The following is a 16525-nucleotide window of genomic DNA, read 5'->3' as shown; positions in this document are numbered from 1 at the left end:
CCCCATATCCACTTTGGCTTCTACCTAAAACACCAACTCCTTCACTGGCGGTATGTTCCCCAAAAACAGCAGGCACAGTTGGATTATTAGAGTCACCAACCAAATTAGGCATTTATCTTCCTCCTTGTGTCATTTCAATTAACTAAATGATAAAAGTTTCTCATTACAAATATATTTTGAGCATTGTATTTAAGAACTCACACTCCAATGTATAACTTGTTTATTCTTAGATTACATAATAATTTTAATAAGAAATTCAACACTGTTAACGGCGCCTATTTTTAAAATACTAATGGTCAAAAAATTATTATTCTTGTTTCACCTATAAATGTCATCTAAGTATTCATCGTAATCTTCATCTGGAATAGCATCTTCCATCATATTCAATGTTTCTTTATGACCAATTAACATGGACACAAATCCATCAATATGCTCTGGTGATTTACGTTTAGATGGTGTTTTTAAATTATTAATGTTTGTGATTATTTTTGCGTTACTTGCACAGAAAATAAGCAAAGGATTATCTGTTTTAATTCGATCCTGGAGCAATAATATTTCAAAGTCATCAAACGGTTCATTCATGTGCGTTGGGTACTGTGGAACCTCCACACATTGAATTCCGAGCATTTCCCACTTCTCAACAAGCTTTTCAGCAAGTGCTGGATCATAGTTTATTTGACGTAAATCAAAATTCTCAAATACCCACTCCACATACTGATTTACCATTTCTTCATCAACTGTTTTCCCAGGACAAATTGTTACAAAGCCTTTTTCCGCTAAAGCTCGATATGGTACATTCCTTTGTTGTTCCTTGTCCTCAATTCCAAACTCCGGAATAAAATACATTTGCTTAACGATTAATATTGCATTTCCCTTATCATCATATGTTGGAATATTTATTGATACACAAGTTAAATCCGTGCGTCTTGATAAGTCCACACCGATAACACAAGTTAATCCTTCAATATCACCTAAATAGTCCATAAGCATTTTATCCAGTTGATCTTTATCGAAATATGTTTCGGCATAATTAACGAATACATCCAAATGCTTTGATAAGAACTCAGCCTTATTAAAGCTATTATTTTGAGCTTCTTTAAATGCATTCTCAAGAAACTCCATGTTAACTGATACATCCATATTTGGATTAACCATTCGCCAAACGTCACGGTCTGTCCAATCAAACTTTTTGTTCGGCTCATAGATCATCATGAACCAGGAATCATCTTTATCATCCTTCAAAACTTCTTTTGCATAAGTGTAAATTTGAGTTCCAAGCGAGCCGGTATTCTTTCCTGCTGTGGAAGTGATGATGTTGAGTGGTTCTTCTTGAGCGATTTGCGCTGAACGTAAGTTATCGTATTGTTCACGGTCCATCTGAGCATGAACTTCATCAAAATAATTGATATACGGGTTTTTACCTTCATTACCAGCGTTATCTTTTGTAAGAACCTTGATTACATTTGCATATTTAATATCGTCTTCCACAAATGTGTATTTTATTGATTTAATCGTATCTTCTTTGCCCTTATAGATACGCGTATCCGGACGTAAATCAGGACTATTTTCAATCGTTAATGCAATTGGTCCGGCTGCATTTTGACATTGTTCAAAAGTATTAGCGGAAATATAACAATCAGCGCCTTTTACACCTTCTCCGTACATCGCATAAATGACTGGTGAACCGCCCATAATCGTTTTTCCGTTTTTCTTTGGAACCTGCAAATAAGCCGTACGAATTACTCGCACCGCTTTACCATCTTCATTATATTTTTGCCAACCATAAATGTTAGCAAAGTAGAACTTCTGCCAGGACTCTAAAATTAACGGCTGCCCTGCCCATTTTCCTTTTGCATGTTTTAAGAATGTTTCAGTGAAATAAATCATTGCATTCGCTTTTTCAACATCGAACCAAATATCTTTTCGTTTCTTCCATTTCTTATATCGTTTGGTTGCTAACTTAATAGAATCAGGATATAAGTGTGGGGCTGCATCTACTTCAGAAACGAATATATCAGCGTAATTTGTTTCAAAATCAATCATCTATTTAACCTCTGCCTAAATTGTAATAATTTATTGCTATCACTAGGCTCGGTGGGCTCTTTTTCTGTTTTTCCTTTTTCGAGAAGAACCCCACTTTTTTTGATTAAATCTTTGTTCTTTCCGTCTAGTCCTAATTGCCCCAAATATTTCGCTTTTTGCTTAGACCAAACTTCGACTTGTTGAGCCAATGGATGCTTTGATTCTTTCACATCACCATTTACATTCTTTGTTTTTTGGACTGTTGGAAAGTTAGAATTCTTCCACAATCCATATTTGACGCTGTATATCTCAACTGCATCAAGATAAACCTCAATCAATGGATCAAGCGCTGGCGAATAAGTTCCGGCTTCAACCAAAACATCCATAATACGCTGCGCTTCTAATTCTTTTTTCTTTTCAGCTTCAATTACGACCTTCGATTTTCTGGCCATTCCTTAAATCACCACCTAAAAAAACGAATTTTTTTCAAAAAATCATTTTGAGGTGCGCGTTTGCACCCCCACTCCCTATCCCCCCATAAGGCCAGCGTTTCTTTTTTTGATAGGGGGGCTTATAGTTTCCAGTCGAACTTTTTCTTTTCCTGGTATTCTGCATTTGTTTCTCTTTCTACAATCGGATGACATTTAGAACAAAGTGTATCGATATTATCTGGTTCTAATCTTAATGAAGGATTGATTTTAATCGGAACAATATGATGATGATGTGCTTGCTTACCAAACACAAACCTTCCACATCGTTGACACAATCCTTTGTCTCTTTGATAACAGAATGACTTCAAATCTTGCCAGGCTTTTGTACGATAGAATGATTTGTTCTTTGAATACACAACTGTCTTCTTCTGTTTACGTTTATGATTGAGACAGTATCGTCCTTTATCAATTAATGTCATGCAGCCTTGTTCAGCACAGTACTTCATGATAGTAAATCAATGATGTCTTCTTTCTTTTTAACATCAGCTGGAATCTCAACATTAATCGATGCAGCATAATCATGTAGTTGTTTCACTGTCATACCATTTAAATTAACTACTGTCTTATCAGGTTCACTTGATAAGTCCATGCCCAGGATCATACTCTCAGGATTAACAGTAACTTCAAATCCTGGTTCTTCACCAGTTGGAACAAACAAACTTCTTTTTTCTTTTGTATCCCAATACTCTGTACCTGATATTGTTTTTCTAATTTCAGTAATCATTTACTAAACACCACCTATGTAATTTGTGCATAATAAAAAGCACTCCATAAGGAATGCTTCATATCAAAATAATAACTACTCTTTTAATTTTTTGGGGAATCTTTTCCGTTTTATGCTAAGTATATATAATGGTATAGACATATAAACTATCCCGAATACAAAGAAAAAAACAAGTGTTATATCACTAGATTTCCCCTTAAACAAACGATTTAGTTCGTGATATGCATCTGGAAAGAACCAATATGTAAGTGGCATAAAAATTAATAATGCTCCCGATAAAAACGTCATTGCAAATGCCATTTTATTAACCCATGATCTTTTTATGAAAGTAAATATACCAGTATTCTTCTTTACCCCCCTCTCTGTATTCCAACTTTTTATATCTTGTTTCATTCCTATAACGGTCCCTTTAAAAACAACTGGGTTTATGTCATCTGTATGTAATATTTCTACCCTCACTCCATCATTAGGATCTAGATAATCAAAATTAAAAAGTAATACATTTTGTTTATCTAAAACTAACTTCACTTTATTTGTATGTCGAGTTTCTTTAAGAATACGATAGCTAATAATGCTTTCTGATTCTTCAATTTGTATTCTTAACGGATCCTCTTTAGTAACATGACTACTCTTTATTGTCTCATTTCCCGAATTCCAGATAACCAAATTCGTTTTAATCACCCGAGGTACTTCATTTCCACGAAAATAAATTTGTATTTCTTCTGGTGTATTTCGATTCTTTCCTATTATTTTAATAGCACTAGATTGATATACTAACCTCTGGCCTATTTTAGATTTCCGATAGGTCACTATTGCAATCAATATTCCTATTATCCCTATCAAAGAGCCTACCCATCCTTGATTAAAAAAACTAAATATCGTCGTCAATTAATCCCCTCTTTTCTATATATACCATTTAACATGTTAATGGATATTAGTGGAAGAATCAACGTTTAATAAGCGACTAAAATTTTTAGTCAATAATAAAAGAGCAACCGTGCGTCAGTTGCCCTTTCGTCAAAATCTTATGTTATTACTATAATTCATTTTTTCAAGGGTTTGTATAATGATTACTTACCTTAAGTAAATGTTAAGTTCTATTTGAGTACTCAACCTTCTCTCGCATAGCAGCATGTTTGTTATAAATATATTGCGTACTGTAATTCAACTCTTCAGCAATCTTTTCTAATGTCATACCTTCAACATACTTATAATATGCAATCTTGTTTTCTAACCCTTTAAATGTACGAATTAATTTTTTCAATTTATACATGTCATTCATTTTATGTGCTAATTCATATTCAATTGCTTCAATACGTTCTTCTACCTTTGCGCCTTCCGATTCAGTAGTTAAACGTACCTCTCGCAAATCACCACTGACCCAGCGTTTTAATTCAGCTTTTGTTTTATCTAAGTTGTAATCTAAATAAGCAATATCTTCTTCTAATTTTTGATAGTCTTTTAGCCAGTCAAACAAATGATGATTCACCTACTTTCAATTATTTATTTTTCAATTTGTATATTGTAAAATAATAGAAGAAAATGAAAAGGAGATTTTTAAATGGAAAATCCAGCAAGTAAACTACATACTCTTTTAAACGAAGCTTATAATGATTGCAGAAAAGCTTCTTCTCATAATACTTCTTATAGAGAAACTTGGGCCAAAGTGTTTGGAATTGACCCAGACGACAGAACAGCTTTACTATCTTCAATGAATTCAACATTTCAACTTTTTTTAACTACAAAAGATTACATTTTGAAACATGATCGATTAAATAATGAAAGAAACCTAAAATTCTTATCTAATATTGAAAATGCTCTTTCTTCAATGAATTTTGAAGGTGATATGAGCCGATTCAAGACTTATATGGATAGTGAAACATTAACAGCGTTATCTTTTATAAGTGATCATATGGGCTTTATATACGATCTTCACGAGAGTAAAATTGATGCTGAAGAAATTACTGATTTAATCACTGAAATTAATAATTTAGTAGAAAATATAACATCCTCAAATCTTCCAGGAGATGTTAAATCACTATTATTTAAAAATCTTGATTTAATAAGAGCCTCTTTAATTTCTTATAAAATATCTGGTGTTGAAGGTATGAAAACAGCATTAGAACAGACAATTGGTTCATTATTCATGAATAACGAAGTTATTACACCTGTAGCCCAAGATGAAAATGTTAAAGGTATCTTTAATATTATTGATAAAATGAACACCGTTTTATCAACTGGAGTCGCAGTTAAAGATTTAGTTGGGCCAATCATCGGTCTTTTACTTAAATAGGCATAAGCCTTAATATTCAGGGAAACGATGTATGTCGCTTCCCTTATTTTTGTTCTCCAATTACATCCCAGGATACATATTTATTCAGCAATACTTTCATCTTCAACAATTTTCAACTGGCCAGAAGCAACATCAGTTGTTCCATCAAGATTAACGTTATATTCAACTCCTTCATACGGTTCGTCATAAAACTCCTCAATAGACATTTGCGAAGGTTCAAGAATGATAGAAACATTTTCGCCAGCAAATGGATAAAGTTTATTAATTTTATCTTTCGTATCACCTTTTACATTGAATTTAAGAGCAGTTTTTTTGCTATCACGTTGAATAGAAGCAAATTCAGCACCAATCGGTTCAACATCACTTTTTTCCACAGTTAGATAGACAATTGTACCTGGCATTTTTAATAGATCATCAGCATGTGGCAATTCATCACTTAATACATGGAACATTAAAACTTCCTTTTTATCATCCTTTTGCATTTTCTTAAATAATACGTTCAATTGAATTTTAGTCATGATTTATTTCTCCCTTAATTGTTTTATTTTTCATCATATGACGCCCTTCTTCAGATACTCACGAGCCATATATAAGAAATGATGATATATGTAATTACCTGTTGTAGCTGGCTCAATAAATACTGTTGAAAATCCGTATCGTACTTCAAATGTTTTTAAACTACCAAGCAACGCTTCTGGTTTGTATTGACTTATATACTCACCTTTTAATATTTTGTGATATCCTTTTAAATCTTCCACAAGAAGAACAAATGGATGTTTAGCAGCACGAATCAATTCATTTTCAAATCTTGTACGATCTTTAATTGATTGAACCAATTCGTCTACACCGTTTTTACGTTCTACTCCGGCGCAAAGATAAATATCTCGTGTAATGCCCATTTCAGGATTTTTAGGAATTACCGCTGAATAATCGGCTGTATCAATTTTTCTAAGTCTGAATTTAACATCCTTTTTACGGAAATAATCAAGTACATGTTGATTTTTCTGTTCCCTTGTATCCACCATGATTTCTAATGTATCCAGGATTTCCTTTAACTCTTTTTCTGAGTATCGATAATGTATAGCACTCATATTTATCGCTCCAATAACTCTGGGTTTTCGTAGATGTTTCCGATTACCTCATAAACAATATGAGTATTCCATGCCATAGGTTCTATCTCTCTTTGTCTCAAGCGAATTGTATTTGCGTTATACCATTTCCGACAGAATGAAGGAGCTTCATAAATAACTTCACATCGAAGGACGCTATCGTCACCTAAAGATAAATCAAGAACATCCCCTTCATAAATCTCCTTACCGTTCTTGTCTTTTAACCCTGTGTATTGCATAACATTAAATGGGCGTTGTTCAGGTGTTCCGGGGAAAATCTCCCATGCTGGTAAATCAAAGACTTCTCCCCAACCCAGCATCTTTTTACTCATTACATTCCAAACCCTGAATTGATATCTCATTTTCATGCTCCTTTCTTAAAGTGCGACATTGCACGATTGAATATTTCTTGTGAAAGCTCATCTGTTAATTTATTTTCATAGTTGGCCACAGATTCTTTTACATATAACCAACCATTAAGTGAAAAGTTTAATGTTAATTCCATAACTAACCTTGCTGCAGCTTCATCATGATTAAACCAATCATTTATTTTTGGATTCATGTCTTGCTCAACACCGATAAAAAAATTAATAATTTTATCTATCGTTTGTTTTACCGCATGATCTTGATCTGAATAGTTCCCCTGCAAATATTTAATAATACGTAACTTGTATTCTTTAATAACTGATTCAATTTCAGGAGCAACCTTTTCATGGTTCTCAATGTATAAATCATTTCCATCAAGAACGAGCTTCGCTCCCATCGATTGGACATCAGCACATATCTGTTTTGGATGCATATTACACCTCTTTTTTAACGAGTTACTAAATAGTTACTAAGTTATTTAAAAAGTAACTCGCTTAAACCCAGTCATATCAAGGGTTTAAGCGTTATTTAGTTATCAAAGTTACTAAAGTTAACCGTTTTTCTATTAAAGTCCTATATATATATTATTTTTTTATTTATTTATTTTCTTAAGAGCCGATATAGGAAATTCAGTAACTTAAGTAACTATTTATCTACAAACATTGTTATATCAACGTTTATACGAGTTACTAAAAAAATAATTAAGTAACTCTTTAGTAACTCTGACTTAAAGTTTTTTCCTATTTATAGGAGTTACGTTGTTTTTATCTTCATTCTCAGTTGAAAATAAATTCGAACCAGCAAGTTTATTTAATGTAATTCCAAGAATAAAGTTTTTATTTCCTGTACCTTTTTCTTTTTTAAACCCACGAACTTCTAATTGACGATAAAAAGCACGGTTTTTTAATTCCAATTCGTTATTTTGATAACACCATTTTTTATAATTTTCATACAGCGACTTCGCTTCAATCCTTACTGAAGAATTCACCGTACAATTCTCTTCAATGAAAGGAGCTAATATATCCATATCTTCACGATATTCGGCTGTCGCTGCCTTCACAGCTTCAGGAGCACGCAACCCTTCGGTCTGCCACTTCATGCAGCCTTCAACTGCCCAACGCAAAACACCTGGCATTTCTTCTGCTAATTTATCTGGTAGATCATAGTCAATCTTGTCTTTTGGTATCGTTACGGTAAATGGAATAAGCATAATCCTTCTCCATATACCTTCATCTGAACCTTTTACAATTGGCTTATGATTGGTAGTGAAAAACACTTTAAACTCTGGTGTAAATTCGAAGTATTCCTGACGTAAGAAACGAGCTGACATTTTCTCTCCACCAGTGATTTGTTTAACCAGGGCTTCAGATAATTGTTGCCCCTCTTCACTCTCGACAGCTGATACAAAACGTGCTCCATCTAATCTGGCCACATCGTTATTGATTCCTGAATCATTTCTCTTTTTTAAGAAAGTGTCACTGTTTGTCTGTCTTCCATAATCACCGAGTAGATCCTGGATGATATTAATAAAAGTAGACTTACCATTACGGCCATTACCAAATAAGAAAAACATTACTTGCTCTTTTGTTACACCGGTTAATGAATAACCAATAGCTTTCTGCAGGTAGTTAATTAATTCATGATCCGCTTCACCTGTAGGTGTTTTAAAAATACTTTCCAAGAAAGCTTTCCAGTTTGGACACTCAGCATTTTTGTCATACTTGATTGGAGAAATCTTTGTTAATAACAAGTCACGGTCATGTGGTAATAATTCACCAGTCTTTAAATCGATAACTCCGTTATCACAGTTAAATAAAAAGTTATGAGCATCTAATTCTTTCTTTTTCACTGATACCATCGGTCTTACATCCAATATGCTATTTATCCTAATTGACCGTCTTTCACACTTCTTAGCCCAATCATGCAGTAACTTTGATTGATATTTATCTTCTGTAGCCTTTGCTTCTCCATATATAGCTCTCAACGTTTTGGCCGTGATAGCTTCAATTTGTCTCTTACTATCCTCATGCCAATGCTTACCGTTCCATATAAGCCATTCCAACTCGTTACAGTACCGAACATTTTCGCCATGATAATATGCGATACGTTCAGCATTTCCTAACTCAGTTAAATGAAACTTTGGCGCTTCATCGATAATTTCCTCAGTATCTTCAATTGAGTTATCAGAAATGTAAACTTCATACTTTTTCTCTTCAGGCGGTTCATAATCAGCTATTGTGGAAGGAGTTGAAAGAATTGCTGTATCAATTGTCATTTGGCCATATGTACGGCCATCACTTGAATGTGGTTTATCCCACTTCTCACGAAGTAAGGAAGACTCTCTAAACATTGAATCCATCTTTGCAGCATCTTTATCCGTCCAAAACGCTAAATGATTGCATAAAGCCATATCAGTTGAAGAATGATCTCCGTTAATCAACATGCCCTGGAATAAATCTTTAATGGCTGCACCGCTTTTACTATCAAACATTCGCTCCCATAATTCTGCATTCGATAAACTAGTAATATCTTCTCGTTCAAATGAAGTAGTACTTTGTTTCTTTTCAGGCTTTGGCTTTTCTTTCAAATACTTCTCAAATAAAACTTTTAATTCATCCGTTCTATCCTCCACAGGGACTTGATCCAGGCAATCACCGGTGAAAGTAAAATACCTTCCATGCCTGTATACTTCTAATCCGATATCAACATTTTTCCGTCCTGTACCCGGTCCTTTTAATGGCAGCTTACCTTTTGCAATGATGTGGATACCATCACCACTTGGTGAGTATTCCGTGTAACTATTTACGATTTCAATAACATCCTCAGCTAAACTTGTAAGAGCACCTTCCTGAATACAATGGTCAATATCTATTCCAATGAATGGATCGTCCTTTGAAAACATGAACCCAATTCCGTCATAATCTCCTTGTTCATAGAATTTTATGATCGTCGGAAACGTTGACCAGCTCCGTTTATTATTTGATTGAGCCATTTCCCCATTGATTTGATAAGGAGCTTTTGTTTTCTTACCGTTTCTTACTTCTGACCGCCATAAGATCCAATGAGGAGTGTTTTTAAGCTCTGCCGGTATTTGATTAAATTTATATCTCATTTGATTTTCTCCCTTTGGAAAAGGGAGCCGTTAGTAGCTCCCTCCTATTTGAATCTTGTTAATTAACTTTTAGAATGGGACATCCTCATCCGTAATTGTAAATGCAGTATTTGGAGCCGATGCTTCTGATTCTTTAAATCCATTTACTTGCGGATATTTTTTACCGTTATATTCACGCTCACCTACTACTACACGAAGATGTTTATTTAAAAGTGTATCTGCCCATTCTTTATAAGAAGCAAATTTCATTCCTGTTGGAAAAGCTGCAGCTTTAGAAATCGCTTGTAATCTCCACATTGATTTTTCAGTTACAACAAAATTATCGAATAAGAGCTTTTGTCCTTGGAATTCTTGGTCTACATCACTACGAATTTCATAATCCACAACAATCATGTTGTTTCCAGATTCAGCTTTTTTTAATTCATAATTAACAACTGTTACCTCATATTCTCCTGGCTTAACTTGTTCAAATCCTTTTGCTTGTTCATGATCTACTGTAAACATTATTTTTCCTCCTTAGTTTTAAAAGCTTGTAATCTATCTAAAGCAGCATTTAAATATTTAAGATTGAAATCTTGGAGTTTTTGTTTTGTTTTAAACTCAATTTCATCTAGCATCTTCGCTGCTTCATCACTGGATTCAACAATTCCTATAATTTTTGCAATAAGAGCATTTCTTTCATTCTCTTGCTCCGCTCTTACATCCACACCAAGTTCTAACCATTTATAAATGATTGCACCATGCTCTGGCTTAATTAATTCACCATTTTCATTTATTAAATTAGAATTATCCTTAGTTGGTGTAGCTGTATGATTTTGCTCCATACGTAGAACAATCATGAATTCGTACTCCAAATCATCTTTCTGAATTGGTTTTAATCCTAACTTACGAATTTGAAGCTTATCATTATCATCACGCTCAGCTTGATATTCCTGTTTAGTACGCAACGTAGCAATGATATGAACATCATTTTCTGTGAGTGATTTAATGAATTCTTTAATAACCGGCTTCATTGTTTTCCAATCTTGAAAACGGCCACCTAAATCTTGCTGCTGGTCCAAGATACCTCCGATACCTTCCCAAGCATGTGAAAGACTATCTGCAATAACAACCTCGCAACCACTTTTCTTTAATAATTCAATCGCTTGTTGATATCGTACTGTAGAATATGGTGCATCAAGTTCTACATATTTAAAGCTACCAATCTTGTAACCTTTAATTGTATTGTTCGCATAAAGAAGTGAGCGTTTGTGCTCCGTATCGATAACACCAATCTTCTTCCACAATTCTTCTTCTGGTAAATCAGGATAAGCTTCTTTCATCATTCCATATGCCATAATTAAAGAAGTTAATGTTTTACCTCCGCCACTTGCGCCGAATAAGGCTATACAAGCTTTCAGCTTTTCACGTTGTGCATCTGTTACTTTTAACGACATGTTTTACACTCCTTTTCCCAACCTATTCTTTAACATCTAATTCTGTAGCTTTATTTTGCAGACTCTCTAGCATTTTTGGGATATTGAGCCTTTGAATAATATCAACGGATAGCTGTTCTTTTAGATTGTTTTCAAGCGCCTTGACTATCGTTTCCTCTGCATCTTTTCTTGCAGTTTGAATCATCATACTAACTTTAGAAGTAAGTTCCTTAGCAAGATAATTTTGAATGAAATACTCGCTTATTGATAATTTTCTATCACCTGAGTACTTAGCCTCTCGGCCATTTTCATCAAGTGTTTTTTCTGTTAGATACCGTTCATACCTCATCCCAATAAACTCACTAATCGGCATTAATTCTACTTCCGATCCCCAACCGCTTTTCTTATATGGTATTTTTAATTCATCGATTTTCTTTTCCAAGGCTCCATGAATAAAATTATCTACAACCTCATTTGCCTTTTCTTCAACTTCACGTTCGATTTTCGCTAAAACCTTTTGTTCTGCTTTTTGAATCAATCTATCCTGTAAGCCAGTGATAACTTGACTTTTGATTAAATCATCAAGATTTTCACCTTCTTCTAACCAATCTACATCTAATTCAATTTTTACTTTAGCCATTTTTATTAAACCTCCACACTGTAAGAAATAGATTCAGGCTTAACCGTAACCCCTGGAACAATCTGTCCATCCTCATCCACAATTACCTTTTCACCGCTGATTTCTTCAATCTTGAATTTCTTCTTCAAATCACCCCATTTAACTTCTGTTTTTAAGCAATCATCAAGATGGTTTTCAATAGCGTATTGAAGTAATTTTTCTTTATCCTGCTGTTCCGGTGCCTCACCACTCTTACGGGTTTTAGATTTACCGTATGGTGTAGAAATGGTTTTCTGTTTTGGATCTGCAGCAAGTTGTTCCGCATGGTAACGTTGAATGTGAGTTTCAAAGAAGCTAATGCTATCGTGGATAGGTTTTAATTCTTTTTGCTCCCATTGTGCAATACGGTCACGCTCAACATTTGCCAACATTGTAATTTTCTTTTCTTCAGCTTTAAGTGCAGTCAATTTACGGAATGCCCAATTAAGGCCTTCCAAATCACTAATTTCAAATTGCTTCTCCGCATCCTGTAATTCATCAACTTCCGCTAATTCAATTTCTTGTAATGAGTTCATCGATATTACCTCCAAAGATATTTTTTATTTGTTCTTCCGTGTGGATAGAATAATAGGTTATGCCGTTTCGCTTGAAGTTAGCTCGAAAAGGATAATCAGAACACTCACGTGTTACTACTTCTAAATCCCCTTTTTCGTTAAGGAGTTCTTCAAATAATTCATCAGTTACTTGTACTTCATTCCCAAAGGTATTCAAGACTCCAATATCTCTTGCTGCATTAATAGCCTGTACATGTTCTTCAATCTCTTTAATATCCATTAAAATTCCGCCACCCTTTCATACTCCACAGTTTTGCGAATTACTTCTCCACCGACATCATTGGCTACTTGCTTTGATTTTTCATATTCAAATTCCATTGCATTTTTGGGTAACCTCGTTACCATTAGTGGTTGTGGATGGCTAACAAACAAATTACCTACACTTACTAGATATGTAGTTTTAGGCATTAATTGCTTATCCATTCTTTTACACTCCTTTACACGAAATCAATTCATGCTATAATGACCAAGAAATATGTTTTTATTAGACCGTCAGCCCCAACTGGCGGTTTCTCCTTTTATACAGCTCGAAAGCATTCAACACTTTGTTCCGCAATTAAGTAATTCGTTAGATTTCCTTCAAGTACGGCATCCTGGCCAAACATAAAATACTTATCATCTTGTTTAATTTCACAACCATAGAAGTCTTCAATTGGATGATCAGGTTCCTTAATTGATTCCTTTTCATCAATGTCTTCCACAAATATTGCATCGATATTGCTCACACTAATGTGGAATGGCACCTTCGCAGCTGCACCTCTGTATTCAATTTTCGTTAAAGAACCAAATCCATTTGTAATTGTTTTAAATTGTTCAGTTGTAAAACTAACCTTTGCACCTGATTTAAAAACTACTGTTACTTCCTTCAATTAACTCACCCCCCCTTCAAGATGAAACCTTACGGTTCATTAGGTACATTTCTCGCTTTACTTCTAATTCAGTAATAAATAACAAAGCTGGACTCTTTCTCATTTCAGCGCATCTTTTTACAACCTCTGATGCTTTCATTAATTTACTTGCGGATAGTACTCCGTTCATAATTAGTCACCTCTTTTTTCTTTTTTTCAGCCTGACGAGCTGCTAAAATACGAGGAACTGAAGTTTTCATAAAAAACTCAGCCATTTTTAACGCCGTTTCCTCACTTGGCGGATTATCCAATATAGTTCGTTCCATCAATCTCACCATCCACCTCATAAACTTCATGTTTCATGAAGTTAGTTGGCAAAAAAATTTCCTCAATTCCTTTACCGAATCTCTGAGCAATTAAAAACATCTCATTAGCTTTAAATTGAGTAACTCCATATTCTTTATTAACATAAGTTCTCTTATCTACACCTATTAAATCAGCCATATTCTGCTGAGTTAACCTATTATACATACGTAAAGACACCAGTTTGTCTTGCAAAATAATTCACCTCACTTTCGACAACTTCATATTACATGAAGTTATGGCATAATTCAACAATTATTTTCATGTTTTATGAAATTAAATATTATTTTTCTTGTTCCATGAAATTTTTAGTTTAAAACTTCATGAAATATGATATAATAGACTCAGAAAAGAGGTGAAACTTCATGAAACAAGATGTTTCTAAATATGTAGGTCAACAAATTAAAAACTTTAGGAAACTAAAGAAAATGACCCAAAAAGAATTAGGATTACGAATAGGAAAAAAACATAATACAATTTCATCTTATGAAAATGGGACAAACGAACCTGAACAAGATGTATTATTTGCCATAGCACAAGCATTGGATATATCAATTAATGATTTGTTCCCACCAACAAATGAAGTGTATAAACCAAATACTCCAACTATTTCTTTAGTACGTGAATCTTCATATACTTATGTTCCAACTGCAATTTCAGCTGGTTTACCTCTAGAAATTGATGGAATGACAGAAATGGATTTGGAAACTATACATATTCCTGATTCATTAATGGGGAAATGGGCAGGTAGAGAAGATATTTTTATGACTCGTGTTAATGGTGACTCGATGAATAAAGTTATACCACATACCTCTTTGATTGCCGTAAAAGAAGTTGCTTTAGAGGAACTTTACGATAATGACATAGTTGTTTTTAGTAACGGCTGCGATTATTCTGTAAAACGTTTCTTTAATGATAAGCAAAATAAACGATTAATATTCCGACCAGATTCATATGACAATCGTTTCTTTGATTACACAGTTCCTTATGAAGATGCTGCAAATATAAAAATACACGGTAAAGTAGTAATGTACGTAGTTACATTAAACTAATACCTATACCAATTAAATCTTTAGCGCTAGGAATTTAATGGACAGCCCGTACAGCTGTCCTCTTTTTAAAAGGAGAGATAAATAGTGACTGTTGGAATTTATATAAGAGTAAGCACTGAAGAACAAGTGCGAGATGGTTTCTCTATTTCAGCTCAACGTGAAAAACTAAAAGCATATTGCGTAGCACAAGACTGGGATAATTTTAAATTTTATGTAGATGAAGGCGTATCAGCAAAGGATACGAATCGTCCACAATTAAGCATAATGTTAGACCATATCAAAAAAGGATTAATTAATACTGTTTTAGTTTATCGTCTAGATCGTCTAACACGTTCTGTTATGGACCTATACAAACTACTAGATACATTCGATAAATACAATTGTGCTTTTAAATCAGCAACAGAAGTTTATGATACTTCCACGGCTATGGGGAGAATGTTTATTACAATTGTAGCTGCATTAGCCCAATGGGAAAGAGAAAATTTAGGTGAACGTGTAAGAATGGGACAATTAGAAAAGGCTCGCCAAGGAGAATATTCAGCAAAGGCTCCATTTGGATTTGATAAAAATGAGTATAGCAAATTAATTATAAATCTAGAAGAAAGCAAAGTAGTTTTAGATATGGTAAGAAAAATTGAAGAGGGTTACTCTATCAGACAACTCGCCGACCATTTAGACGGCTATATTAAGCCCATAAGAGGTTACAAATGGCATATACGTACCATATTAGATATTCTTTCTAATCACGCCATGTACGGAGCGATAAGGTGGTCTAATGAGATAATAGAGAATGCGCACCAAGGAATCATTACGAAAGATAGATTTATGAAGGTTCAACAACTACTATCTAGTCGCCAAAATTTTAAAAAACGTAAAACTACTTCTATCTTCATTTTTCAAATGAAATTACTTTGCCCTAATTGCGGAAATCATTTAACTTGTGAACGAGTAATGTATCATAGAAAAAAAGATAATCAAGATATTGAACATAATCGATATCGTTGTCAGGCTTGTGTTCTAAATAAGAAAAAGGCTTTTTCCTCCAGTGAGAAAAAAATAGAGGTAGCCTTTTTAGATTATATTGAAAAATACAGATTCAAACAGGTACCGAAATTTCAAACAGAAGACAATGAAATTGATATCTTAAAGAAACAATTATCTAAAGTAGAACGACAAAGAGAAAAGTTTCAAAAAGCATGGTCAAACGATCTAATGACAGATGAAGAGTTTGCCAATCGAATGAAAGAAACGAAACAAGCGCTAGAATTGATAAAAGAAAAGTTGAAATCTTTAAGTTCCAATGAAAACGAAAATATAGATGATAATGCTATAAAAGAAATTATAAATAATATTAAAAGTACTTGGTCATATTTATCAACTGATGAGAAAAAACAATTTATGAATATGTTCATAGAGAATATCAAAATTGATAAAAAAGACGGAGTTACAGAAGTATTAGATATAGAATTTTATTAGTGTTTATGTTACATTTACACA

The 16525-nt window shown here is 33.8% G+C and carries 23 protein-coding genes; 3 read left to right on the top strand and 20 right to left on the bottom strand.

Going from position 1 to position 16525, the window contains the following annotated elements:
- Positions 1-318: 318 nt before the first annotated feature.
- From MR167_RS26620 to MR167_RS26595, 6 genes are all read right to left on the bottom strand, one after another.
- A complete protein-coding gene (locus tag MR167_RS26620; protein ID WP_242315901.1) occupies positions 319-2043 on the bottom strand; it encodes a terminase large subunit in 1725 nt (574 codons plus the stop codon).
- A complete protein-coding gene (locus MR167_RS26615) occupies positions 2040-2474 on the bottom strand; it encodes a P27 family phage terminase small subunit (RefSeq protein WP_016084503.1) in 435 nt (144 codons plus the stop codon). The genes MR167_RS26620 and MR167_RS26615 overlap by 4 nt, the downstream gene beginning before the upstream one ends.
- A 119-nt stretch (positions 2475-2593) precedes the next feature.
- Positions 2594-2959: an HNH endonuclease gene (locus MR167_RS26610; RefSeq protein ID WP_242315899.1), complete on the bottom strand. Its 366-nt coding sequence runs from the start codon at positions 2957-2959 to the stop codon at positions 2594-2596.
- On the bottom strand, positions 2956-3237 hold the full coding sequence (locus MR167_RS26605) for a hypothetical protein (RefSeq protein ID WP_242315898.1): 282 nt from the start codon (positions 3235-3237) through the stop codon (positions 2956-2958). Before MR167_RS26605 ends, MR167_RS26610 begins: the two co-directional genes overlap by 4 nt.
- Before the next feature lie 75 nt (positions 3238-3312).
- On the bottom strand, positions 3313-4125 hold the full coding sequence (locus MR167_RS26600) for a hypothetical protein (RefSeq protein ID WP_242315897.1): 813 nt from the start codon (positions 4123-4125) through the stop codon (positions 3313-3315).
- Between the two features lie 202 nt (positions 4126-4327).
- Positions 4328-4714, bottom strand: a complete 387-nt coding sequence (locus MR167_RS26595; protein ID WP_242315896.1) for a hypothetical protein — start codon at positions 4712-4714, stop codon at positions 4328-4330.
- 84 nt (positions 4715-4798) lie between these two features.
- Here MR167_RS26595 and MR167_RS26590 point away from each other — a divergent pair, with 84 nt between their 5' ends.
- On the top strand, positions 4799-5530 hold the full coding sequence (locus MR167_RS26590; RefSeq protein ID WP_095021731.1) for a hypothetical protein: 732 nt from the start codon (positions 4799-4801) through the stop codon (positions 5528-5530).
- A gap of 80 nt (positions 5531-5610) precedes the next feature.
- Here the strand turns inward: MR167_RS26590 and MR167_RS26585 are convergent, their stop codons facing one another.
- From MR167_RS26585 to MR167_RS26520, 14 genes are all read right to left on the bottom strand, one after another.
- Complete coding sequence (locus tag MR167_RS26585; RefSeq protein ID WP_242315895.1) at positions 5611-6048, bottom strand: hypothetical protein; 438 nt, start codon at positions 6046-6048, stop codon at positions 5611-5613.
- Positions 6049-6081: 33 nt separating this feature from the next.
- A complete protein-coding gene (locus tag MR167_RS26580) occupies positions 6082-6621 on the bottom strand; it encodes an ERCC4 domain-containing protein (protein WP_242315894.1) in 540 nt (179 codons plus the stop codon).
- Positions 6622-6623: 2 nt separating this feature from the next.
- A complete protein-coding gene (locus tag MR167_RS26575; protein WP_242315893.1) occupies positions 6624-7001 on the bottom strand; it encodes a YopX family protein in 378 nt (125 codons plus the stop codon).
- A 2-nt stretch (positions 7002-7003) separates the two neighbouring features.
- Entirely contained in the window at positions 7004-7438 is a 435-nt protein-coding gene (locus MR167_RS26570) for a hypothetical protein (RefSeq protein WP_242315892.1), read from the bottom strand.
- Between the two features lie 294 nt (positions 7439-7732).
- On the bottom strand, positions 7733-10117 hold the full coding sequence (locus tag MR167_RS26565) for a phage/plasmid primase, P4 family (RefSeq protein ID WP_242315890.1): 2385 nt from the start codon (positions 10115-10117) through the stop codon (positions 7733-7735).
- Between the two features lie 69 nt (positions 10118-10186).
- Positions 10187-10621 carry a DUF669 domain-containing protein gene (locus MR167_RS26560; RefSeq protein ID WP_060851531.1) on the bottom strand — a complete coding sequence of 145 codons (435 nt, stop codon included), beginning with the start codon at positions 10619-10621 and terminating at the stop codon, positions 10187-10189.
- Positions 10621-11553, bottom strand: a complete 933-nt coding sequence (locus MR167_RS26555; RefSeq protein WP_242315888.1) for an AAA family ATPase — start codon at positions 11551-11553, stop codon at positions 10621-10623. Before MR167_RS26555 ends, MR167_RS26560 begins: the two co-directional genes overlap by 1 nt.
- A gap of 22 nt (positions 11554-11575) precedes the next feature.
- Positions 11576-12172 carry a hypothetical protein gene (locus MR167_RS26550; protein ID WP_030028344.1) on the bottom strand — a complete coding sequence of 199 codons (597 nt, stop codon included), beginning with the start codon at positions 12170-12172 and terminating at the stop codon, positions 11576-11578.
- Positions 12173-12177: 5 nt separating this feature from the next.
- On the bottom strand, positions 12178-12726 hold the full coding sequence (locus tag MR167_RS26545) for a host-nuclease inhibitor Gam family protein (protein WP_242315886.1): 549 nt from the start codon (positions 12724-12726) through the stop codon (positions 12178-12180).
- Positions 12704-12985, bottom strand: a complete 282-nt coding sequence (locus MR167_RS26540) for a hypothetical protein (protein WP_095021723.1) — start codon at positions 12983-12985, stop codon at positions 12704-12706. The genes MR167_RS26545 and MR167_RS26540 overlap by 23 nt, the downstream gene beginning before the upstream one ends.
- A complete protein-coding gene (locus MR167_RS26535) occupies positions 12985-13188 on the bottom strand; it encodes a hypothetical protein (protein WP_095021722.1) in 204 nt (67 codons plus the stop codon). The genes MR167_RS26540 and MR167_RS26535 overlap by 1 nt, the downstream gene beginning before the upstream one ends.
- Positions 13189-13283: 95 nt before the next feature.
- Positions 13284-13634 carry a YqaI family protein gene (locus MR167_RS26530; RefSeq protein ID WP_095021721.1) on the bottom strand — a complete coding sequence of 117 codons (351 nt, stop codon included), beginning with the start codon at positions 13632-13634 and terminating at the stop codon, positions 13284-13286.
- A 16-nt stretch (positions 13635-13650) separates the two neighbouring features.
- On the bottom strand, positions 13651-13803 hold the full coding sequence (locus MR167_RS26525) for a hypothetical protein (RefSeq protein WP_193552951.1): 153 nt from the start codon (positions 13801-13803) through the stop codon (positions 13651-13653).
- 113 nt (positions 13804-13916) lie between these two features.
- Entirely contained in the window at positions 13917-14171 is a 255-nt protein-coding gene (locus MR167_RS26520; protein ID WP_095021720.1) for a helix-turn-helix transcriptional regulator, read from the bottom strand.
- 170 nt (positions 14172-14341) lie between these two features.
- Between MR167_RS26520 and MR167_RS26515 the strand changes: the two genes are divergently transcribed.
- Both MR167_RS26515 and MR167_RS26510 read left to right on the top strand, forming a co-directional pair.
- A complete protein-coding gene (locus MR167_RS26515) occupies positions 14342-15028 on the top strand; it encodes a helix-turn-helix domain-containing protein (RefSeq protein WP_095021719.1) in 687 nt (228 codons plus the stop codon).
- A gap of 84 nt (positions 15029-15112) precedes the next feature.
- Positions 15113-16504, top strand: coding sequence for a recombinase family protein (locus MR167_RS26510; protein WP_095021718.1), 1392 nt, complete (start codon positions 15113-15115; stop codon positions 16502-16504).
- Positions 16505-16525: the final 21 nt, after the last annotated feature.

The organism is Bacillus cereus group sp. BfR-BA-01355 (genome assembly GCF_022663675.1).
Taxonomy (GTDB): domain Bacteria; phylum Bacillota; class Bacilli; order Bacillales; family Bacillaceae_G; genus Bacillus_A; species Bacillus_A thuringiensis_S.
The sequence above is the reverse complement of the archived record's forward strand: the minus strand, read 5'-3'. Positions and strand labels throughout refer to the sequence as shown.